The organism is Chromobacterium sinusclupearum (assembly GCF_002902845.1).
Taxonomy (GTDB): Bacteria; Pseudomonadota; Gammaproteobacteria; order Burkholderiales; family Chromobacteriaceae; genus Chromobacterium; species Chromobacterium sinusclupearum.
Window position 1 is genome coordinate 17,738 of sequence record NZ_PPTF01000023.1, and the last position, 25,970, is coordinate 43,707.

Sequence of the window (25,970 nt, forward strand, 5' to 3'; positions counted from 1 at the left end):
GGAGCCACGGTGTCAGACGCCCCGCAACCCCGTTACCAACGGATCAAGGACTACATCCTGTCCGGCATTCGCGACCGCCACTTCCTGCCCGGTTGCAAGATTCCGCCGGAGCTGGAGCTGGCGCGCCAGTTTGGCGTGTCGCGGATGACGGTCAACAAGGCGGTGCGCGACCTGGCCGAAGCCGGCATCCTGCTGCGTTTCGCCGGCGACGGCACTTACGTGGCGGAACGCAAGGCGGAGTCGCCGCTGTTGGACATCAACAACATCGCCGCCGAGATCGAGGCGCGCGGCCATCGCCATACCGCTCAAGTGATGGTGCTGGAGGCGGTGCCGGCCAGCGAGGAAGTGGCGTTGCGGCTGAGCGTGCGCGCCGGCGGCTTGGTGTATCACTCGCTGATCGTCCATTGCGAGGACGAGGTGCCGATCCAGCTGGAAGACCGCTACGTCAACCCGGCTTTCGCGCCCGACTACCTGCGCCAGGATTTCCGCGAGCGCACGCCCAACGACTACCTGATGCAAAGCTGCCCGCTCACTGATATCGAGCATAGCGTGGAAGCCGTGTTGCCGGGGCCGGCGGAGCAGGCGCTGTTGGGCATTGCCGCCGCCGAGCCCTGCCTGTTGGTGCTGCGCCGCACCTGGTCGCACAAGAAGCTGGTCAGCTTCGCCCGGCTGACGCACCCCGGGCTGCGTTACAAGCTGCGTTCGCAAACGCGAGTGAAAAAGTAAATCGGTATATACAATTAATGCATTTGGGAAAAGGCTGCCAGCGGGCAGCCTTTTTTATTGCCTTGCAACATCAAGTATTTGTAGCGGATTTTACAAATCAGCGGCTTGACAGTGCTAAACCATGCGCGTATTTGTATATACAAATCACTGCGCGAGAAACCGATGCCACCGATTCATCCGCACCGCCCCAGCCTGTGGCTGAACGCCCGGCTGGCCACCATGGACCCGGCCCGCGCCGCGCCGTACGGCAGCCTGGAAGGCCACGCGCTGTTGTTGCGCGACGGCCACATCGCGGCGGTGTTGCCGCAGGCGGAGGTCGATCCGGCCGCGTTTGACGGCGAGGTGTTCGATCTGCAGGGCCGCTGGGTCACGCCCGGCCTGATCGACTGCCACACCCACCTGGTGTATGGCGGCAGCCGCGCGGCGGAGTGGGAAAAGCGGCTGGCCGGCGTGCCTTACCAGCAGATCGCCGCCGAGGGCGGCGGCATCGTCTCCACCGTGCGCGCCACCCGCTGGCTGGACGAGGAGGAGCTGGCGTTGAAAAGCCTGCCTCGGCTGAAGGCGTTGATGGCCGAGGGCGTCACCACGGTGGAGATCAAATCCGGCTACGGCCTGACCCAAGCGGACGAACTCAAGCAATTGGCCGCCGCGCGGCGGTTGCAGGATTCGCTGCCAGTGGAAGTGGCGGCCACGCTGCTGGCCGCGCACGCGGTGCCGCCGGAATATGCCGGCGACGCCGATGGCTATATCGATCTGGTCATCGAATCCATCCTGCCGGTGGCGGCCAGGGCCGGCCTGGCCGAAGCGGTGGATGTGTTCTGCGAATCCGTCGGTTTCACCCCGGCGCAAACCCGCCGCGTGTTCGAAGCCGCGCGCGGCCATGGCCTGCAAGTGAAGGGCCATGTCGAGCAGTTGTCCAACCTGCACGGGGCGGCGCTGGTGGCGGAGTTCGGCGGCCTGTCGGCCGACCATATCGAATACCTGGACGAAGAGGGCATCGCCGCGCTGCAGCGCGCCGGCACGGTGGCGGTGTTGCTGCCCGGCGCTTTCTATTTCCTGCGCGAGACGCAAAAGCCGCCGGTGGACCAGCTGCGCGCCGCCGGCGTGCCGATGGCGGTGTCCACCGACCTGAACCCCGGCACCAGCCCGTTTGCTTCGATCCGGCTGGCGATGAACCAAGCCTGCGTGCTGTTTGGCCTGACGCCGGAAGAAGCGCTGGCCGGCGTGACTCGCCACGCGGCGCAGGCTCTGGGCCGCGGCGCCACGCATGGCCGCCTGGCGGCCGGCTATGTGGCGGACCTCTTGGTATGGGACATCGAACATCCGGCCGAGATCGCCTATAGCGTGGGGGTGCCGGTGTTGAAACAGCGCGTGTTCCGCGGGACGGTTCAACACATCGATTAACCGCATGACCGCCACGCAAACGCCGCGGCTGCGCGCGGCTGCGGTGTGGCGCAAGACAAGGATTCAGCGATGAGCATCAATATGAGCGTGTGGACCGGCCGCATCGACGCCGGCGAAGGCGAGGCGGCGCGGCGCTGGCACCAGGTGGTGCAGGCCTTGCCGGAAGGCGGCGCGCCGGGCATCGCCATCATCGGCTTCGCCTGCGACGAAGGCGTGCGGCGCAATCAGGGCCGCGTCGGCGCGGCCGGCGGCCCGAATGCCTTGCGCAAGGCCTTGGCCAATCTGGCCTACCACCCCACGCAGCCGCTGTACGACGCAGGCGACGTGGTGTGCGACGCCGGCAATCTGGACGCCGCCCAGCGCAAGCTGGCCTTGAAGGTGCAGCAAGTTTCCGCCGCCGGCCATCTGCCGCTGGTGCTCGGGGGCGGCCATGAAACCGCCTACGGCCACTGGCTGGGCCTGGCCGATGCCCATCCCGGCAAGCGCATCGGCATCGTCAATTTCGACGCCCACTTCGACCTGCGCCATGCCGACGAGGCCACCAGCGGCACGCCGTTTGCGCAGATCGCCGCCGATTGCGCGCAGCATGGCCAGCATTTCCGCTACTTGTGCCTGGGCGTGGCCGAAACCGCCAACACCCAGGCGTTGTTCGACACCGCGCGGCAGCTGGGCGCCGAGTGGCGGCTGGATACCGACATGAACGGCTGGCAGCTGGCCGACATCCGCGGCCAACTGGCCGACTTTCTCGACAGCGTGGACGTGGTCTACCTGACCATCGATCTGGACGTGCTGCCGGCGGCGCAGATGCCGGCGGTGTCGGCCCCTGCCGGCTACGGCGTGGACATCGCGGTGGTGGAGTCGCTGGCTGCGCGCATCGCCAAGAGCGGCAAGCTGGTCGGCGCCGACCTGGTGGAATTCAACCCGGAATACGACATCGACAGCCACGGCGCCAAGGCGGCGGCGCGGCTGGCCTGGTCGTTGGCGCGCAATCTGCGGCGTTAAAAGCTGAATTTCAGCCACGAAACCCACGAAAAGCACGCAAAAGCGTGGGCTATGGATGAGCGAGAGGAAGCGTTGAGTCTGGTTTCTTTTCGTGTCCTTTCGTGGTTTTCGTGGCCAATCAGGCATGTAAGTTTTACAGAGGAGAGCCCCCATGACCGACCCGCGTTTTGACGCATCCCGCCATATCCGCGCGCCGCGCGGCAGCGAGAAGACCTGCAAGAGCTGGCTGACCGAAGCCGCCTACCGCATGATCCAGAACAATCTGGACGCCGAAGTGGCCGAGCACCCGCAGTCTCTGGTGGTGTACGGCGGCATCGGCCGCGCCGCCCGCAACTGGGAATGCTACGACAAGATTCTGGATACCCTGCAGCGGCTGGAGGACGACGAAACGCTGCTGGTGCAGTCCGGCAAGCCGGTGGGCGTGTTCAAGACCCACGAAAACGCGCCGCGCGTGCTGATCGCCAACTCCAATCTGGTGCCGCACTGGGCCAATTGGGAGCACTTCAACGAGCTCGATAAAAAGGGCCTGATGATGTACGGCCAGATGACGGCCGGCTCGTGGATTTATATCGGCTCGCAGGGCATTGTGCAGGGCACGTATGAAACGTTTTACGCGGTGGCCAACCAGCACTTCGGCGGCAAGCCGCAGGGGCGCTGGATTCTGACCGGCGGCCTGGGCGGCATGGGCGGCGCGCAGCCCTTGGCCGCCACCATGGCGGGATTTTCCATGATCGCCGTCGAATGCGACGAAACCCGCATCGATTTCCGGCTGAAAACCCGCTATGTGGACCGCAAGGCCAAGACGCTGGACGAAGCGCTGGCGATTCTGGAAGACGCCAAGCAATCGGGCAAGGCGGTGTCGGTGGGCCTCTTGGGCAACGCCGCCGACGTGTTCGCCGAGCTGGTGGCGCGCGGCATCACGCCGGACGTGGTTACCGACCAGACCTCGGCCCACGACCCGGTGCACGGCTATCTGCCGCAGGGCTGGACCGTGGCCGAATGGCGCGACAAGCAGAAGACCGCCGCCGCCGAAATCACCGCCGCCGCCAAGAAGTCCATGGCTGTGCAAGTGCGCGCCATGCTGGCACTGCAAAGCCGCGGCGCGGCCACGCTGGATTACGGCAACAACATCCGCCAGATGGCGCTGGAAGAGGGCGTGCAAAACGCCTTCGACTTCCCCGGCTTCGTCCCGGCCTATATCCGCCCGCTGTTCTGCGAGGGCATCGGCCCCTTCCGCTGGGTGGCGCTGTCCGGCGATCCGGAAGACATCTACAAGACCGACCAGAAGGTGAAGGAACTGATCCCGGACGATCCGCACCTGCACAACTGGCTGGACATGGCCAAGGAACGCATCGCCTTCCAGGGCTTGCCGGCGCGCATCTGCTGGGTGGGCCTGAAAGACCGCGTCCGCCTGGGCCTGGCCTTCAATGAGATGGTGAAGAACGGCGAGCTGAAGGCGCCGATCGTCATCGGCCGCGACCACCTTGACTCCGGCTCCGTCGCCAGCCCCAATCGCGAAACCGAATCCATGAAGGACGGTTCCGACGCAGTGTCCGATTGGCCGCTGCTCAACGCCTTGCTGAATACCGCCGGCGGCGCCACCTGGGTATCGCTGCACCACGGCGGCGGCGTGGGCATGGGCTTCTCGCAGCATGCCGGCGTGGTCATCGTCTGCGATGGCACCGATGCCGCGTCCGAGCGCCTGGGCCGCGTGCTGCGCAACGACCCGGCCACCGGCGTGATGCGCCATGCCGACGCCGGCTACGACATCGCGGTGAACTGCGCCAAGGAACAGGGCCTGGACCTGCCGATGCTGAAGTAAGCGCGTAGGGCGGAAGCCCCATCGGCGGGGCGTTCCGCCTACCTCGTTATGGGAGAGCAGGAAGTGCATGCAAGCGATTTGATCGGCGAATGGAGGCTGGACGATTTCATCGTCCACCGCGAAAACGGCGAGGCCTTCCATTGGCCTGGCGAGCAGAGCGGCACGCTGATCTATACCGCCAGCGGCTACGTCAGCGTGGCGCAGAACCGACAGCCGCTGGCCAATCCGAGCCCGGAAGACGCGCAGCGGGTGTCCAACTTCTACACCGGCCGCTGGCGGCTGGGCAAGGAGCCGGGCGTGGTCTACCACACCGCCTTGCAATCCAGCGCGCCGGCAGTCATTGGCCAGACCATGCGGCGCGAGGTGGAACGGCTTCCCGATGGGCGGCTCAAGCTGTCCGGCCAGGGATTGAAAGAGCGCGTGACGCTGATCTGGTCCCGCATTGGCTGAATCCGGCCCGGATCAGCCATCGATGAGCAAAACATAAGAGAAGCAAGAGAGACAGAAGCCATGAGCATCCTCAACATCGTACCGGGCCAGCTGACGCTGGCCGACCTGCGCCGTGTTTCACGTGAAACCGGCCTGCAATTGCAGATCGATCCGTCCGCGCATGCGGAGATCGACGCCTCCGCCGCCACCGTGGCGCGCGTGCTGGCAGAGGGCCGCACCGTCTACGGCATCAACACCGGTTTTGGCCTGTTGGCCAATACCAAGATCGCCACCGAGGAGCTGGAGCTGCTGCAGCGTTCCATCGTGCTGTCCCACGCCGCCGGCATTGGCCAGCCGATGGAAGACAGCACCGTGCGGCTGGTGATGGCGCTGAAGATCAACTCGCTGGCGCGCGGCTTCTCCGGCATCCGCCGCCAGGTCATCGACGCCCTGATCGCGCTGTTCAACCGCCAGATCTACCCGGTGATTCCGCAGAAGGGTTCGGTCGGTGCGTCCGGCGACCTGGCGCCGCTGTCGCATATGAGCGCGGTGCTGATCGGCGAGGGCGAGGCCTTTGTCGATGGCAAGCGCGTGTCCGGCGCCGAGGCGATGCGCGCCGCAGGCCTGGAACCGATCACCCTGGCGCCGAAGGAAGGCCTGGCCCTGCTGAACGGCACCCAGGCATCCACCGCCTTCGCGCTGGAAGGGCTGTTCGCCGCCGAAGACCTGTACGTGTCCGCCACCGTGGCCGGCAGCCTGTCGGTGGAAGCCGCGCTGGGCAGCCGCACCCCGTTTGACGCGCGCATCCACGCAGTGCGCGGCCATCAAGGCCAGATCGATGCCGCCAGCCTGTATCGGCAGCTGCTGGACCATAGCGACATCGAGCGCTCGCATGAAAACTGCGGCAAGGTGCAAGACCCGTACTCGCTGCGCTGCCAGCCGCAGGTCATGGGCGCCTGCCTGACGCAGATCCGTCACGCCGCGGAAGTGCTGCGCGTCGAGGCCAATGCCGTTTCCGACAACCCGTTGGTGTTCGCCGGCGACAACGACATCCTGTCCGGCGGCAACTTCCACGCCGAGCCAGTAGCCTTCGCCGCGGACAACCTGGCGCTGGCCATCGCCGAAATCGGCTCCTTGTCAGAGCGCCGCATGGCGCTGCTGATCGACAGCAATCTGTCCAAGCTGCCGCCGTTCCTGGTCAACAACGGCGGCGTCAACTCCGGCTTCATGATTGCCCAGGTGACGTCCGCCGCGCTGGCCAGCGAGAACAAGTCGCTGGCCCACCCAGCATCGGTGGACAGTCTGCCCACCAGCGCCAACCAGGAAGACCACGTCTCCATGGCCACCTTCGCCGGCCGCCGCCTGAAGGAGATGGCCGGCAACACCGCCGGCATCCTGGGCGTCGAGCTGCTGGCGGCATGCCAGGGCATAGACTTCCGCGCACCTAACCAGTCCAGCGAGAAGCTGGAAGCGGCCAAGGGCATGCTGCGCGAGCAGGTGCCGTTCTACGACAAGGATCGCTACTTTGCGCCGGACATCGAAAAAGCCGCCGCCTTGGTGGCCAGCGGCCGCTTCAATGGTTTGATCGGCGGCGGGGTGCTGCCGTCGCTGTAAAGTAGGGCGGAAGCCCCGGCGTTGCCGGGGCGTTCCGCCGCATGAGCGTCATCCGTTTATGGTGATGGAAAGCAAGGGCTGGCCGAGAGGCTTGCCCTTGTTTCATTTTGCAGCGGGCTTACAACAGCTCGAATGAAAGCAACACCGCGCACACCGACATGCCGCACAAGCCAAAGACAAAAGCGATGTCCGCATGCCGTTCCAAACGGCCCCAGCTGGGGCGGCGTATCGATAAGTAAGACAGTACGGCGCTGATCAGGAAAATCACGCTGTCGTCGGCCAGCAGCTCGTCGATCATGGTGCCGATATGGCCAACCTTCATCAGCTTGATGATGGGGATGACGGTCATGCATACGCCCAGCATGGTGGCGGAAGTCGGCAGGATGTGGTGGGCAAGGTTTCGCATGCTGCAAATCTCTTCTGGAGACACTAGGGGCTGTTGACGTTTGGTGAGTGGATCGCGTTTGAGCCGATTTGTGCCGGAAGCAAGGCGCACAGTCCGCCGCATAGTCATTCTATGCAAGGGCTGGGCAACGCGGCTTCCGGCCCAAAGCGGCCAAACCCGCAGGGCCGGGCGCCTTTCGCGCCGACTCTTCGTTGTTCCGCGCTGGCAGAGAATGACTATGCGGCACGCGAAACGCCTCGATTCGCCGTAAAACGCATCCCGGCGCGATCGCTCACCAAACATCAACAGCCCCTAGGGCGGCTGCGCCTTGGCCGCCTCATGGGATAAGATCAGCAAATTCTAATGGTTGGATGTTGTGCAAGCTTCTAGCGGCAAGGACGGTTTGCAAAGAAACGTAAAGCCTGGCTGTCCAGCGAGAGCGGAATGGTTTTCCCCCGCTTGCTTGCGTTTGAGCGGCATCTCGACAAAACCAACGCCATGGTTCGCATTGCGCTTGGCTATTGCGACTATCCTTAAATCTAATTGGCATTTAAGCGAAGTGAATATCAGACTGAAAGCGTACGCACTCCCATGGAGCGAGGCATGCTGAGCGATGTGTTGATTGAGTTGCTGCCTTACAGCGGCAGCTACCGTGGCGGTTTGAGCAATCATTTGCCGATGACTTTGCAGGCCCTGGCTGAGTTGGGGGCCAGCGACGCCGAGTTGCGCCTGCTGGCGGCCCGGCGCAGCCATCTGGAACCGCTGCCGGACGATGGCCGTGATATCGGCGATACCCGCGGCTGGCTGGGCGACGCGCAGAGCGAAGGCGCGTGGCGGCGGCGTTTTGCCTGGGAGCGCGGGCGCGGCGACTGGGCGCGGCATTGGCCGCTTCGCTTGCAATTGGCGCTGGCCGCGCCGGCATCCGCGTCGTTCCACGGCGTGATCCGCTTGGCCTATGCGCTGCGCGGCGGCGTGGAGCCGGAGATCGACGCTGCGTTGGCCTATGCGCTGTCGCACTGGCGTCTGCTGCCCTTGCCTGGCCTTGCCAGCGCCCCGCTGGGCCTGGGCGAGGTGCTGCGGGACTGGCAGGCCGCGCCTATGACCATGCCGGAGGATAGCCGGCTGATCTTGGATGACATCGAGGCGGCGCTGGCCTTGCCGGATGTGCCGGAACGTCTGCCGCCGGGCCTGCTGGCCAGCGCGCGCGAGCAACGGCGCTATGCCCGGCTATTGTTCCATGCGCGGCATGAGTTTGACGCGTTGCACCTGCTCACCGGCTGGGAGGCGGCGCTGAGCCTGGCGCGCGGCCATGGCATGAGTGAGGTGCCGGACAGCACGGCCTTGCAGATGCAGGCGGCGCTGTTGGGCATATACATCTGCAACGGTTGTCCGCCTTTGCCGCGGCCGGGGAGCATGCCGCTGATCGACGCCGGGGAAATCGCCGCGATGGCCCGCTCGCAGGCCGACGATCACAGCATCAAGCTGGCGCTGAGCTGTCTGCGGCTGGCCGAGCTGGAAGACGATGCCGGCTGGCTGATGTTGGCGGCGCATACCGCCCGGCATGGCTGGCGCGGCATGGTGCGCGCATGAAAAAAGCGGCCGTATGGCCGCTTTGCTGATTCTGCCCGCGCTTACTGCACCTTGGCGAAAGCCTGGGCCACATAGGGCGCGTTGGCGGTGTTGAGGCCGGCCACGCACATGCGGCCGCTGCCCACCAGATAGACGCCGAACTGCTCGCGCAGCTTGTCCACCTGGGCCTGGCTGAAGCCGGTGTAGCTGAACATGCCGCGCTGGTTCATCAGGTAGCCGAAGTCGCGCTCAGGCAGCGCTTCCTTCAACACCTGCACCAGCACGCCGCGCATCGCCTGGATGCGCTCGCGCATTTCATTCACTTCCGATATCCACAGCGCCCTCAATTCCGGATCGTTCAGCACGGCGGAAATCACCTTGGCGCCATGCGTCGGCGGGCTGGAGTAGTTGCGGCGCACGGTGGCCTTCAGCTGGCCGGCCACCAGCGCCGCTTCGGCGGCGTCGTCGCACACCACGGACAAGCCGCCGCAGCGCTCGCCGTACAGCGAGAAGATCTTGGAGAAGGAATTGCTGACCAGGCAGGGCACGCCGGCATCGGCCATGGCGCGGATGGCGTAGGCGTCTTGCTCCAGGCCGGCACCGAACCCCTGGTAGGCGATGTCCAGGAAGGGGATCAGCTGGCGCGCCTTGGCCACGGCCACCACTTGGTCCCACTGCGCGTTTGTCAGGTCCGCGCCGGTGGGATTGTGGCAGCAGGGGTGCAGCAGCACGATGCTCTTGGCCGGCAGCGTTTCCAGCTTGGCCAGCATGGCCGGGAAATCGACGCCGCGGGTGGCCGGATCAAAATACGGGTAACGCTCCACCGTGAAGCCGGCGCCTTCGAAAATGGCGATGTGGTTGTCCCAGGTCGGGTCGCTGACCCAGACGTTGGACGTCGGGAAATAGCGCTTGAGGAAGTCCGCGCCCACTTTCAGCGCGCCGGAGCCGCCCAGCGTCTGCAGCGTGGCGATGCGGCCGCTTTTCACGGCCGGGTGTTCGGCGCCGAACAGCAGCGCCTGGATGGCGTTGCGATAAGCCGCCAGGCCGTCCATCGGCAGATAGGTACACGGCGGCTGCGGCTGGCTGGCCAGCAGCGCTTCGGCCTGCTCCACCGCCTTCAGCCGCGGGATGCGCCCGGCTTCGTCGTAATACAGGCCAATGCTGAGATTGACCTTGTCGGCGCGGGCGTCTTTGCCGAAGGCTTCCACCAGCGACAGAATGGGGTCGCCGGCGTAGGCGTCGATATGTTGGAACACGAGTCTTCTCCTCTAGGTGTGCTGGCGCCCGCCTGTTGCGTCGGCGGGTCGCCCGGTGTGCGGCGCGGCGCTCAGGCCAGGTCGTCGCGTTTCAACGCCAGGCCCATTGCCAGCAGCCACGGCAGAATCAGCCATCCGCCCGCGACATTCAGCAGCGCCACGGTGCGCAGCCGCGGGCTTTTTACCAGCAGCGCGGTGAAGGTGGGCACCAGATAGGCGCCTACCATGGCCAGGCCATCGCCCAGCCAGATGGCGGCCTCCACCAGCTCCGGCCGGTTCTGCCAGCTGCCATAGCACCATAGCAAGATGGCCAGCGCCAACAGCGCGAACAGCAGGTTTCTCAGCAGCGGCAATGGGTTCATGGCGAGGGCGGCGATGGGCAAACCCTTATCGTGCGAGTTTTTTCCTCGGCTGGCAACGGGCTTTTGCGTGAAACAAAGGAATGAAATTCCATAAATCAGGGTAGTTTTGGCATGAACGCATTGTTTTCATGCCAAACGCTTGTTTGGCCCCGGCAACTTGTTTAGGCTAGGTCTTTTCCAAGCGCAAGGGCGTGGCCATGGCGGTGCAAATCGATTGCGACCCACTGCGGCTGGACCGCGAGCGGATCTACCAGTATCTGTCGCAGCAGTCGTACTGGGCGCGCGGGCTGCCGCGCGACATCTTCGAGCGCTCGCTTGAGCATTCCCTATGCTTTGGCGCCTATGACGAGGCGGGTAGCCAAGTCGGCTTTGGCCGGGTGGTGACCGACCGCGCCACCTTTGCCTATCTGGCGGATATCTTTGTGCTGGATGGGCGGCAAGGGCAGGGCATAGGCAAGCAGATCGTCGCCGCCATGCTGGCGCATCCAGAGCTGCAGAACCTGCGCCGCATGATGCTGGCCACCGCCGACGCCCACGGCTTGTACGCGCAATACGGCTTTACGCCGCTATCCCGACCGGAGCGGCTGATGGAGCGGTTGGAGCAGGAGGTGTACCAGCGGCTGGCAGACCAGGGCCAGACAAGCGGCGCTTGAAGATGTCGAAGGAGTCTGCAGACATGACCGGCAAGCAATTCTGGATCAACCCTTATCAGACTGAGCTGAGCACCCGAATCAGCCGAGTCGATGGCGAACGGGTATGGCTGGAAGCCACCATCTTCTACGCGTTTTCCGGCGGCCAGGAGAGCGATAGCGGCAGCATAGGCGGCCACCCTGTTTGTTTGGCGGAGAAGCAGGGGCAGGACATCGCTTATACACTGGAGCCGGATCACGGCTTGCACGCCGGCGCCGAGGTGGCGGTGAAAATAGATTGGCCGCGCCGCTATCGGCTGATGCGGCTGCATTTTGCCGCAGAACTGGTGCTGGAGCTGATCTGCCGCCAGACGGCCGGCGTGGCGAAGATAGGCGCGCATATCGCGGCGGACAAGGCGCGGATAGACTTTGCGTTGGACCAGCAGATCACCGCTTTGCTGCCCGTTATTGCCGCCGAGGCGCAGCGGCTGATCGATGCCGATCTGCCCATCGCCAGCGCCTTTTCCGATGAGGCGGCCGAGCGCCGCTATTGGGAGCTGCCCGGCTTCGCCCGCGTGCCTTGCGGCGGCACCCACCTCAAGCGCAGCGGCGAAGTGGGGAACATCGCCCTCAAGCGCCGCAATATCGGCAAGGGCAAAGAGCGCGTCGAAATTTATTTATTGGATGAATGATGTGGTATGACTTTGCCGCAGTCGGCGCCGCCGGCTGCTGGGCCTTGGGCGGCCTGCTGGGCGCCGCGCCTTCCCGCCATTTTGGCCCCTTTGCCTTCACCCGCTTGCGGTTGACGCTGCTGACCATCGTACTGGGCGCTTACAGCCTGCTGTCAGGCGGCTGGCATAGCATCAGCGCAGCCGCATTGTGGCCGGTTCTCATTTCCGGCCTGGCTGGAATCTTCCTGGGCGACACGGTGATGTTCGCCTCGATGAACCGGCTGGGGCCGCGCCGCACCGGCTTGTTGTTCGCCACGCACTCGGTGTTTTCGGTGCTGCTGGGCGTGCTGTTTCTGTCCGAACGCCTGAGCGCCGGCGCCATGCTGGGCAGCGCGCTGGTGTTTGGCGGCGTGCTGCTGGCCGTGGCCTTTGGCCGGCGCGAAGTAGACGCCCACGTATGGGAGCGCAACGACAAGCTGGCCTCCGGGGTCGCCTTGGGCCTGGCGGCCGCGTTGTGCCAAGCGCTGGGCACCTTCTTCGCCAAACCGGCGATGGCGGCCGGGCTGGAGCCGGTCACCGCGTCGGCGCTGCGCATGGGCGTCAGCTGCGGAGCGCACTATCTGCTGTGGGCCAGCGGCTGGCGGCTGGCGAAAAGCCGCGGCCCTTACACGCCGCGCATGCTGGGCCAGACCGCGCTGAACGGCCTGGTGGCCTTGGGCCTGGGCATGACGCTGATCATGCTGGCCTTGCAGCATGCCAATGTAGCGACTGTCGGCATCCTGTCCGCTCTGAGCCCGGTGCTGATCCTGCCCATGCTGTGGGTAGTGTTGCGGCGCCCGCCGCCGCTGCTAGCCTGGATAGGCGCGGCAGTTAGCTGCGCCGGCACCGCGCTGGTTGTGCTGCGCTGAGTTGTGCCACGCCATGCCATGCAAAAACCGCGCTGACTAGGCGCGGTTTCACGTGGAACATGTGCTTTAAATGCCGATGGCGAACCATGAAATAGTTCCCGCATTTGAAGAAGATGATGAGTTGGAAAGGACCATGCCCGTGTTGGAATAGCTGCTGACTACGGTGTTGTATGCGCTGCTGTTGTTGATGGCGATAGGTGGGATCAACGGACCTGTGCTGAATGGGGTTTTGAAAGATACCTGGGTCGATGCGATGCCTGCTTGAATGTAGGCGGTTCCCCATTGAAGCGTCAGACCATTGGGAAATTTCTGGTAGCCCGGATTATCCAAAACGCCCGCAAAGACGCCAAGAATCGAAGAGGTGACGTGTTCGACATTGGCGACCTGCTTGGGATTGGCTCCCGACGAAGGAGTAGGCGTTGTAGGCACCCCAGCTAAGGTCAGGCCGTCCTTGGTGGCGTTGGCCACGGTGATACCGGCGATTTGCAAGGAAAGCAGATCGGCTACGCCGTCAATGTCGCCAAGATAGAGCTTGTTCTCCCCCATGCCAAACACGCGGCCTGTCGCGTTTTTCGCGTTGGAGGTGCGAAGGAAATCCCCATATTTCAATGTACGGGAAGCATCAATAGCAGTCTGCAGGTCGGTTTTGCTGGCGCCATCTGTAATGCCATAACCAGAGAGCGTGCTGGACTTGTCCGCTTTGGCAGCCAGCTGCTTGGTGATGGTGGCAGCGTAATTGCTGTCGTTGCCGAGCGCAGTTGCCAATTCCTTCAGTGTGTTCAGCGTATCCGGGGCGCCCGACACTAGGTTGTTGATGGCAGCTTGCACATACTCCACATTTGCCACTTGTTTGGTGTTGGCGTTTACAGCGGGAGTTGTGGTGGTGGGTATGCCATTTAAGGCCAAACCATCTTTGCTGGCATTGGCTACGGGAATACCGGCGACTTGAAAGGAAAGCTGCTCGGCTATGCCGTCGATGTCGCCTAGATATAGTCTATTCTCTCCTACGCCAATCACGCGACCCGTCGCATTTTTTGAGTTGGTGGTACGAAGGAAGTCGCCATATCTCAACGTGTGAGAGGCATCCATGGCAGTTTGTAAGTCCGTATTGCTGGCCCCATCCGTAATGCCATACCCCGCCAGTGTAGTTGGCTTTTGATTGCCGCCCCAGGCGATGTTCTGCACCGCCTGCAGCAGCTGATCCTTGCGCGCCGGGTCCGGGCTCTGGCCGCTGCTCTTGAGGACGGACAGCAGCTCCTGTTGCGTGGACTGAACGGCGGATTGCACGCCGTTGAGCCAATCCGAGGTGACGATGGTACCGAGTTCGCCGGTGGCGGGGTTGCCGTCATGGAACAGGCCGTCCGGGCTGGTGATGGGTTTGAGCTGGTCTTGCATGGAAAGCGCCTCCCGCTGGTAATGAGAAATCGGCCGCTGGGGCCGATGACAGATGTCGCCGATTGAGAATGGAAGCGATTGTGCGGCAGGAGGCTTGGGTGGATCAGTGGACGGATTTCAGTGCGCGCAAAGCGAAAAACGGCAGCATGCGCCACCGTTTTGCAGAGGAACGCCTGACGATATCTAGGCCGGTTGTTTGGGCCAGTCGGTTTCGACCAGCCGCGGCCACATCGCCAGATCGGGCAGACGGGATAGGTCCACGCAGTAACGCTTCCAGTCTGCCAGTTTGTCCAGTTCAGCCGCAGAGGCGATGCCGAGCGATTCGGCGTCCTCCAAGGGACGTCGGGCGGCGTAGGCGTCGGCCAGACGCTGCTTCAGCTCGGTGTTGGTCTTCTGCGCCAGCGCGGCGGCCTGGGCGGTCTTGTTGATGGCCCAGCCCTTGCCGTCCCAGGCCGGAAATTCGCACGGTTGCAGCAGGGTGGCGCGCAGGCTGTCCGGCGTGTCGCCCAGGCGGGCCTGGACTGGTTGCGCGGTGTCGACGCTCCACAGCTTGACGGCGCGCCAGTCCGGTGTGACGGTCCAGCCGCCGTCGTGGAAGACGGCAGTCTGGCGTTCGGCGGCGACTGGCGGCTGCAACTCAGTGCTGTAGGCCGGCAGCAGCCAGACGCCGGGTTGCAGCGGCGATGGATCGGCCGCAGTCTGTCCCTGGTATTCGCCGGTTTGCGGGTGGTATGCGTAGACGGTTTTGTTGTTGTCAGACATGGCGGGTTCCTCAGTATTTGATGCAGGCGAGCAGGGCGACGTTGCGGGGGCGGGTGGAGAAGGCACCGTTATCGCCGGAACCGGGAACTGCGGATGCATTGGCAACGTAATAGGTTGTATTGTTCAGATCAGTTGGGGTTTTATTTCCCTCGACCACTGTGTTGGTCCAATCATTTTCGGTATCCCATGCGCCAACTGCGAAGGTGCCTGCAGGATAGGCGCCGCTATACTTATCGATCAGACAGCGAATCGCGGTAGGGTTTTGTTTCGTGCCGAAACCGCGTCCGTTATCCACGCCGCGACCGTCATCCCATCCACGCACAAACTCGCCGCGCAGGTCCGGCAGGTTGAAAGTGGTGGAGCCGTCGCCAGCGCCATAATAGGTGCCAAGCGCCGCGAACAAGGACGGATAGTCTTTGCGACTCACGTCAGCGCCATTAGCTTTGAGCCATCCTTGCGGCGGAGCGGACATGGCGAAGAAGGCGACCTGGCCGGTCAGATGACCTTCATGAATCAGGGTGCGCCAGGGATTCCAGTGACCGGCGCTGTCGTCGTTTCGAGTGCGGAAACGCATGATGCTGCCACTGCCGTAATCGGCTGTCAGCTGGCAGGAGTAGTCGATGCTGCCGCCTAGGCCGCCGAAGGCGATGAACGGGCCATTGACGCCGCTGGAAGTCCCATAGTTGAAGCCCATTTCGCCAGCGGAGATCGAGGTATCCAGGGATGTGCCGTCATCTGTATGAACCCGGTAGCGACGTTTCTTGATGATTTGAATGTCATTTCCCGAATGCCACACGCGGTATTCGCTGCCTGTTGCCTCTTTCAAAACCAAGGTATCGTCACCATAGCTTTTGTGCACCAAGGCCACGGCGCTATTGCCGGGACGGTGCAGGCCCAGGGCCGGGAAGTCGGTGCCGGTGGAGCGCAGCTCCAGCGTGCCATTGGTGTAGAGATTGTTGTCGTAGACGTTGGGCGTGGTTTTGAAGATCTGCGACGTTTGCGCGGTGGACAGCGCCAACGTGTTGATGCCGTAGCCGGCCAGCGAGCTGGACTTGTCAGCCTTGCCGGCCAGTTTGTTGGTGATGGTGGCGGCAAAGTTGTTGTCGTTGCCCAGCGCGGCCGCCAATTCCTGCAGCGTGTTCAGCGCGCCGGGCGCGCCGCTGACCAGGCCATCCACCGCCGCTTTCAGCTCGGCCTTGGTGGCGCCGTCGGTGATGCCGTAGCCGGCCAGCGTGGTGGCGGCGTCGGCCAGCTTTTGCCATTGGCTCCAGTTGCCGCGGTAGCGGCAGCGGTACCAGCAGCCGGTGTTGTCATAGCATTGGTAGGTCTGGTAGACCATATTTTCATCGGATAAAACAAACAGCAGGCCGGCGCGCGGCGCCGGGTAGTTGGTGCCGTTGGCGGCGTAGGCGTTGCCCGGGTTGTGGTAGAGGCCATCGTCCGTGATGTTGTTCAAATCGATGCGATCACCGAGCTGGGGCCGCAGCGTCAAACCATCCGTAATGCCATACCCCGCCAGGGTGGTGGGCTTGCTGTTGCCGCCCCAGGCGATTTTCTTCACGGCCTGCAATAGCTGGTCCTGGCGCGCCGGGTCGCTAGCTTGGCCGGTGTCTTTTAGCACCGACAGCACTTCCTGTTGGGTGGCCTGGAGGGCGGATTGCACATTGTTCAGCCAGTCGGCGCTGACGATGGTGCCGAGTTCGCCGGAGGCGGGGTTGCCGTCGTGGAATTTCTGGTCCGGCGTAGGAATGGATTTGATGGGGTCTTGCATGGGCGCTCCTGAGGAATGGATGGGAGGCGGCTTGCCGCTGGCGGCAGGGCCGGGTGAGGAGAGGGGCGGGCAGAGGGCGCGCGCAGCGCGGGGTTACGGCTGGTAGGCGAAGTAAAGGAAGGTGTGGGCCGGTTTGAGGTCCTGGATCATTTCCTCCAGCCTGGGGTCGCCGAAGGCGGTGAGGCGTTCGCCCGCCAGCGATTGGCCGGCGCGGAACTGGTAGGGACGGACCTTGCTGCCGAACACCGTCACCTGCCACACCCAGGGGATGTCTTCGCTCCACAGCTGCTGGCCGGCGCGGTTGACGCCGGCGCGGAACGGCTGCGGCTCGGCGATTTGGATCTTGTAACCCATGCCGGCGGCCAGCCGGGTGAAGTAGGGGATGGACAGGCCGCCGGTTTCGGCCAGCTTGGCCAGCACGGCCTGCTGACGCTGCTGGTAGGGCGCGCCAGGCGGCGGCGTCAGGCCGCAGACGCGCTCCCAGTCGGGCAGCAGAGCCTCGGCTTGCAGCGGAGTGACGGCGCCGGCCAGCTGGCGGGCAGAGCTTTGCGCGCGGTCCAGCGCCACGCCTTCGCTGGCCAGTTCGGCTTGCAGCCGCGGGCCGTCCGGGCTGTAGCTGACCGGCGGCAGCAGCCGGGTCAGCAATTCCTGGTAGGGCGGTTGCGGCATCATTTCAGCGCCCTCACCGTCAGCTGGCCCAGCCGCAGCCATTCCACCTTGCTGGCGTCGGAAACCGGTTTGACGTTGCCGGCCGGGGCGTTGAGCTGGCGATCCTGCACGCCGGGCAGGTCGGAAATCATCGCTTCGATCCGGCTTTTGACCAGCTGCTCGCCGGGCGCGAGGCCGGCGAAATAGGCTTGCAGCGTTTGCTGCAGCAACGGCGTGAAGGCGTCCGCGCTCATGCCGCCCAGATCCAGCGCCACGTCGATGTCCACTGGGCGCGGCGTGGGCGCCAGCACCAGGCAGTTTTTGGCGGTGACGGGCCGCAAATCTTCGATATGGGCCTGCACCTTGGCCAGCGTTTTATCCGAGGGCAGGCTGCCGTCGGCGGTGATGACCACGTCCACGGTGCCGGCGCCGCGCCGCAGCGGGTAGACGTAGGCGGCGCTGACGCCGTCGATTTCCATCGCCCAGCGGCGGTAGTCGTATTGATTGCCGCCGGCGGGCGGGCGGCGGATCAGCTCCAGCAGGCGGTCCAGCAGGGCTTGGTCGTTTTCTTCGTCGGTGGCGCCGGTCATTGCCAGCAGGATGGCTTTGCTGGCCACGCCGGACGGCGCCTGCATCAGTTCCACCGGCAGATTGGCGGGTTGATTGCCGGCGCTGCCGGGCTGGCTGGCTTGGATGGGCAGGCTGGCCTGGCCGTTGACGTCCAGCCGGTCCGGCGCCGGCTTGCCTTGGGCATCGAAGGGCTGCGCGACGTACAGCTGGTCGCCCACTCGGACTTGCAGGCCGCTGGCCACCAGGGCGCCGGGCGCGCCGTTGATCTGCAGCCAGCCGCTGGCGGCGGCGGCAGGCTTGCGCACGATGCCGCGCAGGCGGGCGTGCTGTTCCAGGTAGGCGCTGTCGGCGGTGTCGGGGAAGATCTGGCGCGCGATCCAGCTTTGGTGCTGGTACAGCCCTTCCACCGCGCCGGCGGTGGCGCTGGCGCGGACGAAGTTGTCGCTGTCAGGCGCGGTGGCGGCGTCGGCGCGCAGGTTTTGCAGGTCGCGCAGCAGCGCGTCGCGAATGCTGGCGAAGTCGGGCGTGGACAGGGGCATCAGGCTATCCTCACTTGATGTTGGAAATGTCGGATGTGGCCGCCGGTTTCGGCCACTTCAATGCTCAGCAGCAGGCGGCCGGGGCCTTGCCGCTGCGCCGATACCTGGATGCGGCTGGCGCGGCCGTCCTGTTGCAGGGGTTGCAGCGCTTGTTCCGCGTACTGGCAGGCCAACAGGTCGATGCGGCTGCTGTCTTTGCTGCGCGACAGTTCGTGCAGGCGGGAGCCCAGCGTCGCATCGGCCCACCAGCCGCCCAGCGGGGTCATCAGACGGAGGTAGACGGCGTTGGCGAGGGTGTTGGTGGCGCCGCCGGCGTAGTCGCCGGTGACGGGGTCCAATAGTGGGTCCATGGCTATTTTCCTGGATGGGGGAAGGAGGCGGCAGAGGACGCCGGTCAGTGGCGCGGCTTATTTGGGCGGGCTGGTGGGGCCGTTCGGTGCGTCATGGGTGTGCGAGACCAGGCTCTTGCCGCTGGCCTTGACGTCGCCGCTGGCGTTCATCGATCCGGACAGCTGGATGTCGCCGTTGACGCTGGCGCCGCTGCCGCCCTGGATGGCCAGGCCGCCGTTGCCGTTGATCTGGCCCTGGGCTGTGAATTGGGCGCTGGTTTTCAAGGCGGGGGTGGTGAAGCTGGCTTGCTCGCTGGCGTTGACTTGCCAGTTCTTGCAGCTGAGCTGGAAGGTGTCGCACTCTACGGCGATGATCCTGCCGCGTTTGAGCACGATCTTGCTGCCTTCGTCGCTGTACAGCGCCACTTCTCCCGGTTGCAGCGATTGCAGCCGGTAGCTGCCGTGCTCGGTGGCGATCACCACGCTGTGGCTGCTGCGGCCGCCCAGCGGCAGCACCATGGCCATGCTGCCGGGCGGCGGATTGGAGGTGTAGCCGTAATGCTGGAACAGCTCGGCGTCTTGCAGCCGCTCGCCGGCCAGCGCGTCGGCCTGGGCCAGTTGCACGCCGCCGCCGCTGTCCACATGGGTCAGCGCCGCGCGGAAGCCCTGGCGCACATTGCTGAAGGCGCGGCGTATGCGTTGGTCTACTTCATGCCACATGTTTTTCTCCTTATGCTTTGCCGGCGCGCATCGCCGGTATCCAGCACTGGTCTTCTTTCAGCGTCAGCCGCGTGACGCAGCCTTGGCCGCGGCCGCCTTCGAAGCTGCGCGCCATCAGGAAATAGGTGCCGTGGATGCCGTGCGGCTCGCTTTCCACCTCGATGCGCTGGCCGGGCGTCCATAGCGCGCCCTGGCTGTCGCGGTGGCCGGCCACGGTGGCCGTCAGCGTGTAGCCGGCCAGGCGGGCGTCGGCCAGCATCTTGTCGGCGCGCGCGGCCAGTTCGGCCGGGCTGGCGGCGTCCGGCTCCACCTGGATGCGCGGCTTGTGATAGCAGACGTCGGAATCGAATGTTTGATGGCGCATGGCGTGGCGGCCGGCCGTCAATGCCTGGCCATGGGCCTGGCCCAGCAGGGTCAGCTCGGAATAGCGCTGCGCGTGGGAGCGGGTTTCGCTCAGGCTCAGCACATTGTTGCCCTTGCCGTCGCGGCGCAGGATCAGCCGCGCGGTGGCGGGGCGGCTGTAGTCCGGGCCGCCCACCACCAGGGTGCCGTCCGGATCGAACCAGGCGGTCAGGCCGTTGGCCTGCGCGGCGCGGGTGAGCACGTCCCAGGCGCTGTTGCCGGGATCGACGTTGATCTTCTCGATCTGGCCCTGGGCCTTGGCGCCGACGCGGATATGGGCGATGCCCAGCGGCTTCACCACGTTGTCCAGCACGTCCTGCAGCGTCATGCCCTTGGCGGTGAACAAGGGCGCGCTGCAGTCCAGCAACATGCCGGCCAGGTCGCGGCCGGACAGCGCCAGCTGATGGCTGCCGGAGGCGACGCTGTGGCTGATGTCGTCGATGCGGCCCAGCAGCACGGTTTCGCCGCCTACCTGCACTTTCACCAGCGCGCCCGGCTCCACTTCCGGCGGAAAGGCGCCGCCGGGCAGGCCCAGCGACACCTGCCAGCCGTCGGCGGCCATGGCCAGGTCGGAATCGATGGCGTAGTGGGTCCAGTCGCCGTGCTGGCGGCCGTTGATTTGCAGGCTGACGGCGTGATTAGCGGGCGTAGCCATAGACCAGGGTTCCCGGAGTCAGGTGATTCGGTTGCGACAGCTGCGGGTTGAGCCGCAGCAGCTCGTCGGCGCGCGGGCTGTCGCCATACCACAGGTGGGCCAGCTGGCGCAGATTGCAGGCGGCCTCCACCTTGCGCTTCAGCAAGGGCGGTTTGGCGGCGATCAGCGCGGCGGCGCTTTGCTGCACCTGCAGGCCCAGCGTGCGCAGGCCGTCCACCACCGGATACGCATCTTCAGACGCCATGCCGGCGCGCCATTGCTCCATGGTGGCTTGCAGCGAACCGCGCACGTCGCCGGCGATCTGCTCCAGCGCCGGCGGCGTCAGCGTTGGCTTTTGCGCCTCGCTTTGAAAGATGCCGGCGGCCGCGGCGGCCAGTTTGGTGGAGACATGCAGCTGCAACATGGCGTCGATGCGGCGTTGGTCATCGGCCCAGACCGATAGCGAGGTGCCGGCGGCAAGCGGGGCGATATTCTGGCGCACCGTGGCCGGCAGGTTTTCCAGGCGGCGGCGCAGCGCTTTCCAGTCGGCCAGCGTGGCGGAGGGCAGCGCGGCGGCGGTTTTCAGCGCCGGCAGCGGGCCGAGATCGACTTTCAGATCCAGGCGCCAATTGGCGGCTGCGTCCACCAGCTGGGCGGCTTGGGCGACGAAGGCCTGCGGATAGGCCAGCAGGTCCGTGGCCTGGGCCACCGCCTGGTTGGCCATTTTCGCCAGCTGTCCCACCGTGGCGGTGAGCTGCTGGCGCAGCGCGGCCACCCGGCCCAGCGCGCCCTTGGCCGTCGCCACCACGCCTTGCGCCTTGGAGAAGGCCTCGCCGGCCATCTGGCGCAGCTTGTCCACCTGGGACGAGATGGCCTCCACCTGCGGCAGGGCGGCGCCGGCGGCGAAAAACGGATTGCCCGGCGTGGCTTCCACCCAGTTGATGTCCACTGTGCAGGAGTCCGGCGCGTCGGCGTCGTGGCTGATCTGGTAATCCAGCACCTGCGCCTGCGGCATGCTGCCGAACACCGGGTGCACCAGCTCGCCGGGGCCGGCGGCATCCAGCGCGGCGACGAGCTCGCGCAGCCGGCGCTGGTAGTCCTTGCCCCAGAACATGGCGGACAGCGACACCTTGCGCGCCTTGCGGCCCAGGTCTTCCACGTCCGCGCCATCCTTGTACGGGTATTCGTGCAGCGCCTGATCGCGCTGCGCGCTGTCCACGCTTTTCAGGCAGTCGAAGCGCACGCCGCGAAAGCTGGCGTCCACCATGGCGCCGGCGGATGGGACGCCGGCGAATACATTGAGGCTGAACATCAATTCCTCCTTTGTTGCTTGCTATTGGCGGCGTTGACGGCGGCGACGATGTTGCCGTTTTGGACGTCGACCACCACGCGTATCGGTTGGGCCAGCTGCGCCAGCGCGGCGCTGAGTTGGGCTATCAGGGCGGATAGCTGCGATTCGGCTGTATTGCCGAGAGCAGGTGCGACTTGACCGGTCGGCGCAGATTTTTTGGGCGCCGCCGCCGGCTTGGGCATGGCCTGGGGCGACTTTGCTGGGCTTGCGGGCTTGGGGAGCGCAGTGGCTGCTGGCGCCGGTGTTTTAGCTCCCTGGGTGGCTGGTGCAGCAGCAGGGGTGAGCGAGGCATGTTTGGGATCGACTGCGCCGCTGACGGCAATCTTGCCCGCTTGCACTTTGTCGGGGGCTGTGTTCTGGCGGGTTGGCGCTTTTGGCGCGATAGGCTGTGGCGTCGCAGGTTTTGGGACAGCTGGCTTAGGCGCGTCGGCTCCTGCCTGCGGTTGAACTTGGGCTGGCATGGCGGGAGAGGACTTTAGGTACTCTGCCTTGGGCCGCAGGAATTTTTGCGGCGCCTTCCAATAACCGGAGCCCAGCTTGGCGCTCGATGCGCCCTTTGTAGATTGGGCACCGAAAAAGTTACCTTTACCTGTCTTAGCGTCGTAGTTCTCTACGATGCCGGTATGGTTCTTGTCCCCTTGCCACAGAACAATGTCGCCGGGTTTGACGTCTTTCGGATCGACTTCCTCGTAATATTCGGAGTGGGCCATGTCCGCAGTGGTCTGGTACGGAATGGCATAGCCCGCGCCCTTGACTGCCTGGTTGACCAGATGGGAGCAGTCGATGCGGTTTACTCCTTTAGCGTCTTTCTCTCCGTTGCCGCCAAGTTTGTAGCGATAGCCATTAAAGTGGGCTCGCTGGGCCAGTATGGCATTGGGTTCGACTTGACTGGCCTGGGCAGCAGGCTGCGCGGGTGCTGGGGCTGCGGTTTTCTTTGCCTGGGAATTATCTTGCGGTGGAGGTGTATGAGCCGCAGGTTGGACTACATCGATATGTTGAGTGGGGGCAGGGTGAGCAGGTGCAGATTGTACTGGTGTGGTTCCGCGGGCTGCGGCTTCCTTTGCCTGGGGATTCGCTTGCGACAGAAGCGTATGAGCAGCCGGCTGAACTGCATCGACATGCTGAGTGTGATCAGGGTGAGCAGGTGCAGATTTTACGGGCGTGGCTGCGCGGGCCGCGGTTTTCTTTGCCTGGGACTTCCCTTGCCGCTGAGGTGTTGTATGAGCAGGCGCAGATTGTACAGGCGTGGCTGCGAGAGCTGCGGTTTTCTTTGCCTGGGGCTTCGCTTGTGGCAGAGGCGTATGAGCAGCCGGTTGGACTACATCGGCATGCTGATTGGGGCCAGAAAGAACCGGCGCAGACTGTGCTGGCGTGGTAGCGGACGGGGCTTGGATGGGGCCTTGTTTTAGATACTGCTCGTATTTTGCTTTTCTCTCGGCATAGCCGTTCTGGCCGCTGTTGATAATCTGAGTTGCCTGTTTGACATTACCTGCCCGGCCTGCTTCAGCCAAACCTTTATGGCTTTGCCAATACCAGACAGCGATTTTGGCTGCGTTGGAGGGGTCTTCCGCCAGTTCGGGATGGTTGATGAGATCGAGCTTGAGCGCTTTGCCTGCGGCAGCGTACTGATCGTGACCGGTCAATTGCACGAAGCCGCGGCCGCGATATTTGATCCCATCTCCTGGGTTTTTGTTGCCCATACGACCGCCGTAAATGGCGTCATAGACTTTTTCTTGCCCGGAATTGATCAGCGCTTGAGCCTGTTGTTCTGTGGTGATCCCTTGGGTTTTGAGTCTGTTCTTAAATGTACTTAGGAGATTGCTGGCATTGCGATAATTCCCTTCGCGCATGTGACTGAAGTCCCAACTCTCATGGGCTGTCTGGGCCAGAAACATTGCCTGCTCTTTGGGATCGTGGATGCCCGCCTGCAGCATGGCGTTGATCAGGACCGCCTTGTTATTGGCGGCGGCTTGATTAGGCTGTTTCTTGCTCATTTCGCTCGTATCTCCGGGAAAGCGCGATGCGCATGGCGCACCGCGCTGGTTTCAAGACAGTTGGCTTATTCGACGACCTTCCGCAGCGACATCAGCTTGATATCGCGGCGAGCTTCGTTTTCCACGCCGTATTTCTCGCCGACTTCCAGCGTGAAGCAGTCCAGGTAGCTCACGCGTTTGCCGCCCGGCGCCAGCGGGAACTCGGTCAGCTTGGCGCCTTCGATCGCTTCCCAGTCGATCTCGCCGCTCAGCGGAATGGAGACGGTCACGGCCAGTTCGTATTCCGACACGCCGCGGGCGAAGCCTTTGGCGCGGCCGCTGGAGTTCATGGTTTTCACCAGCTTGCGGCCGGTTTTGCTGCTGACGTTGAGGTCGATGACATCGATTTCCTGGCCGTCCACTTCCAGGACGATGGAGCCTGCGTATTCTTTGAGAGCCATGAGTCTTTCCTTGTGGGTTCTAGAGAAGGGGCCGACCGGCGGCGCCGGCCGGCAAAGGGGAGAGCGTTACAGCAAGAGATCGATGCGGCCGGCGAACACGTGCAGGCCGTTGACCACGTCCACCGGGATTTTGGCGTCCAGGCGGTTGGCGTCCTGCAGATCGCGTTCCACGATCAGGCCGGCCTTGTTGGCTTCCACCTGTTCGATGATTTCCAGCTCTTCCAGCTTGTACAGCACGTCCAGCAGCTCGGAGCGGACCTTGGACGGCGTGCGGTCGGACAGCTTTTCGCGCGGGAAGCGCAGCGCGATGCGCTCGCGGCAGGCGCGGCGCACGTAGTCCAGGGTGCGGATGGTGGTGATATCCAGCAGCGACACGTCGTCCACGCCCTGCGCATCCTTGGTGTAGGTGCTGATGGCGCGCACGATCTGCACGCGGTTGCCGGCGGCCACCTCCAGCGGGGTCACGCCGTTGTACAGCGCGCTTTCCTGCTCGGTGCGGGTGGTGCGGTAGGCCAGGTCCACCACGTCCAGGCCTGGCAGCTCCAGCGTGTTCAGCGGACGGGCCGGATCTTCCTCGCTAGCGATCACCGCGGCGTAGGCGGCGGCGATGTCGCCCGGCAGCTTGGCGGAGCCGCGATACCAGGCGGCGGTGATGCGGCCGCTGTCCAGTTTGGCGGACAGGGCGCTGGCGTCGGCCAGCGCGCCGGTGCTGGCGATCACGCCGATGGCGCCGCGCTGCTCCAGCGGGCCGGACACGAAATCCAGATGGGCGCGCAGCGCGGTCAGCGCGGCATCGCCGGTGAACGGGCTGGCGATGATCTGATGGCCGCCGCTGGCTACGGCGGACAGGGCCGGCGCGATGTCCGGATCGCCGGCGCCGCCCTTCATCGGCGCGACGACGACGCCGAGGCCAGCGATCTGCTCCTGCGCCTTCAGCGCGATGGCGTTGCCCAGGCTGCCCTTGTGGCGGGCGGTGAGGGTCAGCACTTCCTTGGCCGCGACAGCCGTGATCGGCAGGTCGGTCAGCTTGGCCAGCGCGGCCTGAGCGTTGGCGGCGATCTTGGGCGCGTCGTCGCCGGCGGCGACGGCGACGTCCACGCGGGCGGCGCCGATGTACAGGCTCAGCACGCCGGCGGCGGTGGCCGGGCCGCTGAAGGTGAAGCTGCCGGCGGCCGGCACGCCGGCGGCATTGTCATCGACGGCGATCACCGTCAGCTGCAGGTAGGGGTTGGCATTGATGGCGGCGCGCGCCATCAGGTGGGCGAAGGAACCGCGGCCGAAAGCCTGGGCGGCCTGCTCGTCGCTGAACACGTCCAGCGCGGCCAGCGCCGGCTGGGCGGCGGTATCGGCCAGGCGCTGGCCGATCACCAGCACGCGTTGCGGATTGCCCGGCAGCGTGCGCACCGCCAGTTTGGTGTTGAACTCGAAGTACTTGCCCGGCTTGCGGATCGAGGCCGGAATCTGGTCGAAGCTGATGTTGGGGCTGGCCATGAGGAAAAGCTCCTGATTTGGCGGTTGGGAAAGGAGCCGCGCCGAGCGGCGCGGCGAGGGGAAAGGCGTGGGCGGCTTCAGGCTTTGGGGGCGTTGACGACGTCCTGGGCCTTGACGCCGGCGGAGCCGGCGACGTTGTAATTGAGT

At 64.7% G+C, this 25,970-nt stretch carries 25 protein-coding genes; 10 read left to right on the forward strand and 15 right to left on the reverse strand.

Annotation, left to right across the window (positions count from 1 at the left end):
• Positions 1 to 9 precede the first annotated feature (9 nt).
• The 6 genes from hutC (at position 10) to hutH (ending at position 6,997) form a co-directional block, all read left to right on the forward strand.
• Entirely contained in the window at positions 10 to 726 is a 717-nt protein-coding gene (gene hutC / locus C2134_RS07400) for a histidine utilization transcriptional repressor HutC (protein WP_199155552.1), read from the forward strand.
• Between the two features lie 162 nt (positions 727 to 888).
• A complete protein-coding gene (hutI, locus tag C2134_RS07405) occupies positions 889 to 2,130 on the forward strand; it encodes an imidazolonepropionase (RefSeq protein ID WP_103318823.1) in 1,242 nt (413 codons plus the stop codon).
• Between the two features lie 69 nt (positions 2,131 to 2,199).
• Entirely contained in the window at positions 2,200 to 3,132 is a 933-nt protein-coding gene (hutG, locus tag C2134_RS07410; RefSeq protein WP_103318825.1) for a formimidoylglutamase, read from the forward strand.
• 151 nt (positions 3,133 to 3,283) lie between these two features.
• The gene (hutU, locus tag C2134_RS07415) at positions 3,284 to 4,954 is read left to right on the forward strand and encodes a urocanate hydratase (protein ID WP_103318826.1); all 1,671 of its coding nucleotides are present in this window, start codon (positions 3,284 to 3,286) and stop codon (positions 4,952 to 4,954) included.
• 63 nt (positions 4,955 to 5,017) lie between these two features.
• Positions 5,018 to 5,404: a lipocalin-like domain-containing protein gene (locus C2134_RS07420; protein ID WP_233196382.1), complete on the forward strand. Its 387-nt coding sequence runs from the start codon at positions 5,018 to 5,020 to the stop codon at positions 5,402 to 5,404.
• 60 nt (positions 5,405 to 5,464) lie between these two features.
• On the forward strand, positions 5,465 to 6,997 hold the full coding sequence (gene hutH, locus C2134_RS07425) for a histidine ammonia-lyase (protein WP_103318829.1): 1,533 nt from the start codon (positions 5,465 to 5,467) through the stop codon (positions 6,995 to 6,997).
• A 118-nt stretch (positions 6,998 to 7,115) separates the two neighbouring features.
• Here hutH and C2134_RS07430 read toward each other — a convergent pair whose 3' ends face one another.
• Positions 7,116 to 7,403 (reverse strand): hypothetical protein, encoded by a 288-nt coding sequence (locus C2134_RS07430; protein ID WP_103318831.1) that lies wholly within the window; start codon positions 7,401 to 7,403, stop codon positions 7,116 to 7,118.
• Between the two features lie 582 nt (positions 7,404 to 7,985).
• Here C2134_RS07430 and C2134_RS07435 point away from each other — a divergent pair.
• Positions 7,986 to 8,972: a hypothetical protein gene (locus tag C2134_RS07435; protein ID WP_103318833.1), complete on the forward strand. Its 987-nt coding sequence runs from the start codon at positions 7,986 to 7,988 to the stop codon at positions 8,970 to 8,972.
• A 41-nt stretch (positions 8,973 to 9,013) separates the two neighbouring features.
• On the opposite strand, the gene C2134_RS07440 is transcribed toward C2134_RS07435, so the two are convergent.
• A complete protein-coding gene (locus C2134_RS07440; protein WP_103318835.1) occupies positions 9,014 to 10,207 on the reverse strand; it encodes an amino acid aminotransferase in 1,194 nt (397 codons plus the stop codon).
• A gap of 71 nt (positions 10,208 to 10,278) precedes the next feature.
• Entirely contained in the window at positions 10,279 to 10,590 is a 312-nt protein-coding gene (locus C2134_RS07445) for a superinfection immunity protein (RefSeq protein WP_103318837.1), read from the reverse strand.
• A 176-nt stretch (positions 10,591 to 10,766) separates the two neighbouring features.
• On the opposite strand from C2134_RS07445, the gene C2134_RS07450 reads away from it, so the two are divergent.
• Genes C2134_RS07450 through C2134_RS07460 form a run of 3 tightly spaced genes read left to right on the forward strand, consistent with a single transcriptional unit; the run spans position 10,767 to position 12,777 of the window.
• Positions 10,767 to 11,222 (forward strand): GNAT family N-acetyltransferase, encoded by a 456-nt coding sequence (locus tag C2134_RS07450; RefSeq protein WP_103318839.1) that lies wholly within the window; start codon positions 10,767 to 10,769, stop codon positions 11,220 to 11,222.
• Between the two features lie 23 nt (positions 11,223 to 11,245).
• The gene (locus C2134_RS07455; RefSeq protein WP_103318840.1) at positions 11,246 to 11,890 is read left to right on the forward strand and encodes an alanyl-tRNA editing protein; all 645 of its coding nucleotides are present in this window, start codon (positions 11,246 to 11,248) and stop codon (positions 11,888 to 11,890) included.
• On the forward strand, positions 11,887 to 12,777 hold the full coding sequence (locus C2134_RS07460) for a DMT family transporter (RefSeq protein ID WP_103318842.1): 891 nt from the start codon (positions 11,887 to 11,889) through the stop codon (positions 12,775 to 12,777). The genes C2134_RS07455 and C2134_RS07460 overlap by 4 nt, the downstream gene beginning before the upstream one ends.
• Before the next feature lie 66 nt (positions 12,778 to 12,843).
• On the opposite strand, the gene C2134_RS07465 is transcribed toward C2134_RS07460, so the two are convergent.
• The 12 genes from C2134_RS07465 to C2134_RS07520 all read right to left on the reverse strand — a co-directional run bounded on the left by C2134_RS07465 (position 12,844) and on the right by C2134_RS07520 (position 25,823).
• Positions 12,844 to 14,172: a gp53-like domain-containing protein gene (locus C2134_RS07465; RefSeq protein ID WP_103318844.1), complete on the reverse strand. Its 1,329-nt coding sequence runs from the start codon at positions 14,170 to 14,172 to the stop codon at positions 12,844 to 12,846.
• 183 nt (positions 14,173 to 14,355) lie between these two features.
• Positions 14,356 to 14,934 (reverse strand): tail fiber assembly protein, encoded by a 579-nt coding sequence (locus C2134_RS07470; RefSeq protein WP_158248715.1) that lies wholly within the window; start codon positions 14,932 to 14,934, stop codon positions 14,356 to 14,358.
• Between the two features lie 10 nt (positions 14,935 to 14,944).
• The gene (locus C2134_RS21835) at positions 14,945 to 16,705 is read right to left on the reverse strand and encodes a tail fiber protein (RefSeq protein ID WP_233196383.1); all 1,761 of its coding nucleotides are present in this window, start codon (positions 16,703 to 16,705) and stop codon (positions 14,945 to 14,947) included.
• 93 nt (positions 16,706 to 16,798) lie between these two features.
• Positions 16,799 to 17,377, reverse strand: coding sequence for a YmfQ family protein (locus C2134_RS07480; RefSeq protein ID WP_103318847.1), 579 nt, complete (start codon positions 17,375 to 17,377; stop codon positions 16,799 to 16,801).
• Positions 17,374 to 18,462, reverse strand: a complete 1,089-nt coding sequence (locus tag C2134_RS07485; protein ID WP_199179893.1) for a baseplate J/gp47 family protein — start codon at positions 18,460 to 18,462, stop codon at positions 17,374 to 17,376. Before C2134_RS07485 ends, C2134_RS07480 begins: the two co-directional genes overlap by 4 nt.
• The gene (locus C2134_RS07490) at positions 18,462 to 18,812 is read right to left on the reverse strand and encodes a phage GP46 family protein (protein ID WP_103318851.1); all 351 of its coding nucleotides are present in this window, start codon (positions 18,810 to 18,812) and stop codon (positions 18,462 to 18,464) included. Before C2134_RS07490 ends, C2134_RS07485 begins: the two co-directional genes overlap by 1 nt.
• Before the next feature lie 57 nt (positions 18,813 to 18,869).
• Complete coding sequence (locus C2134_RS07495) at positions 18,870 to 19,511, reverse strand: phage baseplate assembly protein V (protein WP_103318853.1); 642 nt, start codon at positions 19,509 to 19,511, stop codon at positions 18,870 to 18,872.
• 10 nt (positions 19,512 to 19,521) lie between these two features.
• A complete protein-coding gene (locus C2134_RS07500) occupies positions 19,522 to 20,568 on the reverse strand; it encodes a phage baseplate assembly protein (protein ID WP_233196384.1) in 1,047 nt (348 codons plus the stop codon).
• On the reverse strand, positions 20,552 to 21,859 hold the full coding sequence (locus tag C2134_RS07505) for a DNA circularization protein (protein WP_103318856.1): 1,308 nt from the start codon (positions 21,857 to 21,859) through the stop codon (positions 20,552 to 20,554). Before C2134_RS07505 ends, C2134_RS07500 begins: the two co-directional genes overlap by 17 nt.
• A complete protein-coding gene (locus tag C2134_RS22100) occupies positions 21,859 to 23,892 on the reverse strand; it encodes a glycoside hydrolase family 19 protein (protein ID WP_103318857.1) in 2,034 nt (677 codons plus the stop codon). Before C2134_RS22100 ends, C2134_RS07505 begins: the two co-directional genes overlap by 1 nt.
• A 65-nt stretch (positions 23,893 to 23,957) precedes the next feature.
• Entirely contained in the window at positions 23,958 to 24,332 is a 375-nt protein-coding gene (locus C2134_RS07515; RefSeq protein ID WP_103318859.1) for a phage tail protein, read from the reverse strand.
• Between the two features lie 66 nt (positions 24,333 to 24,398).
• Positions 24,399 to 25,823: a phage tail sheath subtilisin-like domain-containing protein gene (locus C2134_RS07520; RefSeq protein ID WP_103318861.1), complete on the reverse strand. Its 1,425-nt coding sequence runs from the start codon at positions 25,821 to 25,823 to the stop codon at positions 24,399 to 24,401.
• Between the last annotated feature and the right edge of the window lie 147 nt (positions 25,824 to 25,970).

Excerpts from the sequence above, each read along its gene's own strand:
- C2134_RS07520 (WP_103318861.1), bottom strand. The coding sequence starts at position 25,823 with ATGGCCAGCCCCAACATCAGCTTCGACCAGATTCCGGCCTCGATCCGC.
- C2134_RS07465 (WP_103318844.1), bottom strand. The coding sequence starts at position 14,172 with ATGCAAGACCAGCTCAAACCCATCACCAGCCCGGACGGCCTGTTCCAT.
- C2134_RS07460 (WP_103318842.1), top strand. The coding sequence starts at position 11,887 with ATGATGTGGTATGACTTTGCCGCAGTCGGCGCCGCCGGCTGCTGGGCC.
- C2134_RS07430 (WP_103318831.1), bottom strand. The coding sequence starts at position 7,403 with ATGCGAAACCTTGCCCACCACATCCTGCCGACTTCCGCCACCATGCTG.
- C2134_RS07485 (WP_199179893.1), bottom strand. The coding sequence starts at position 18,462 with ATGCCCCTGTCCACGCCCGACTTCGCCAGCATTCGCGACGCGCTGCTG.
- C2134_RS21835 (WP_233196383.1), bottom strand. The coding sequence starts at position 16,705 with ATGCAAGACCCCATCAAATCCATTCCTACGCCGGACCAGAAATTCCAC.
- C2134_RS07450 (WP_103318839.1), top strand. The coding sequence starts at position 10,767 with ATGGCGGTGCAAATCGATTGCGACCCACTGCGGCTGGACCGCGAGCGG.
- C2134_RS07495 (WP_103318853.1), bottom strand. The coding sequence starts at position 19,511 with ATGTGGCATGAAGTAGACCAACGCATACGCCGCGCCTTCAGCAATGTG.
- C2134_RS07435 (WP_103318833.1), top strand. The coding sequence starts at position 7,986 with ATGCTGAGCGATGTGTTGATTGAGTTGCTGCCTTACAGCGGCAGCTAC.
- hutH (WP_103318829.1), top strand. The coding sequence starts at position 5,465 with ATGAGCATCCTCAACATCGTACCGGGCCAGCTGACGCTGGCCGACCTG.
- hutG (WP_103318825.1), top strand. The coding sequence starts at position 2,200 with ATGAGCATCAATATGAGCGTGTGGACCGGCCGCATCGACGCCGGCGAA.
- C2134_RS07480 (WP_103318847.1), bottom strand. The coding sequence starts at position 17,377 with ATGATGCCGCAACCGCCCTACCAGGAATTGCTGACCCGGCTGCTGCCG.
- C2134_RS07500 (WP_233196384.1), bottom strand. The coding sequence starts at position 20,568 with ATGGCTACGCCCGCTAATCACGCCGTCAGCCTGCAAATCAACGGCCGC.
- hutU (WP_103318826.1), top strand. The coding sequence starts at position 3,284 with ATGACCGACCCGCGTTTTGACGCATCCCGCCATATCCGCGCGCCGCGC.
- C2134_RS07470 (WP_158248715.1), bottom strand. The coding sequence starts at position 14,934 with ATGTCTGACAACAACAAAACCGTCTACGCATACCACCCGCAAACCGGC.
- C2134_RS07490 (WP_103318851.1), bottom strand. The coding sequence starts at position 18,812 with ATGGACCCACTATTGGACCCCGTCACCGGCGACTACGCCGGCGGCGCC.
- C2134_RS07455 (WP_103318840.1), top strand. The coding sequence starts at position 11,246 with ATGACCGGCAAGCAATTCTGGATCAACCCTTATCAGACTGAGCTGAGC.
- C2134_RS07515 (WP_103318859.1), bottom strand. The coding sequence starts at position 24,332 with ATGGCTCTCAAAGAATACGCAGGCTCCATCGTCCTGGAAGTGGACGGC.
- C2134_RS07505 (WP_103318856.1), bottom strand. The coding sequence starts at position 21,859 with ATGTTCAGCCTCAATGTATTCGCCGGCGTCCCATCCGCCGGCGCCATG.
- hutI (WP_103318823.1), top strand. The coding sequence starts at position 889 with ATGCCACCGATTCATCCGCACCGCCCCAGCCTGTGGCTGAACGCCCGG.
- C2134_RS22100 (WP_103318857.1), bottom strand. The coding sequence starts at position 23,892 with ATGAGCAAGAAACAGCCTAATCAAGCCGCCGCCAATAACAAGGCGGTC.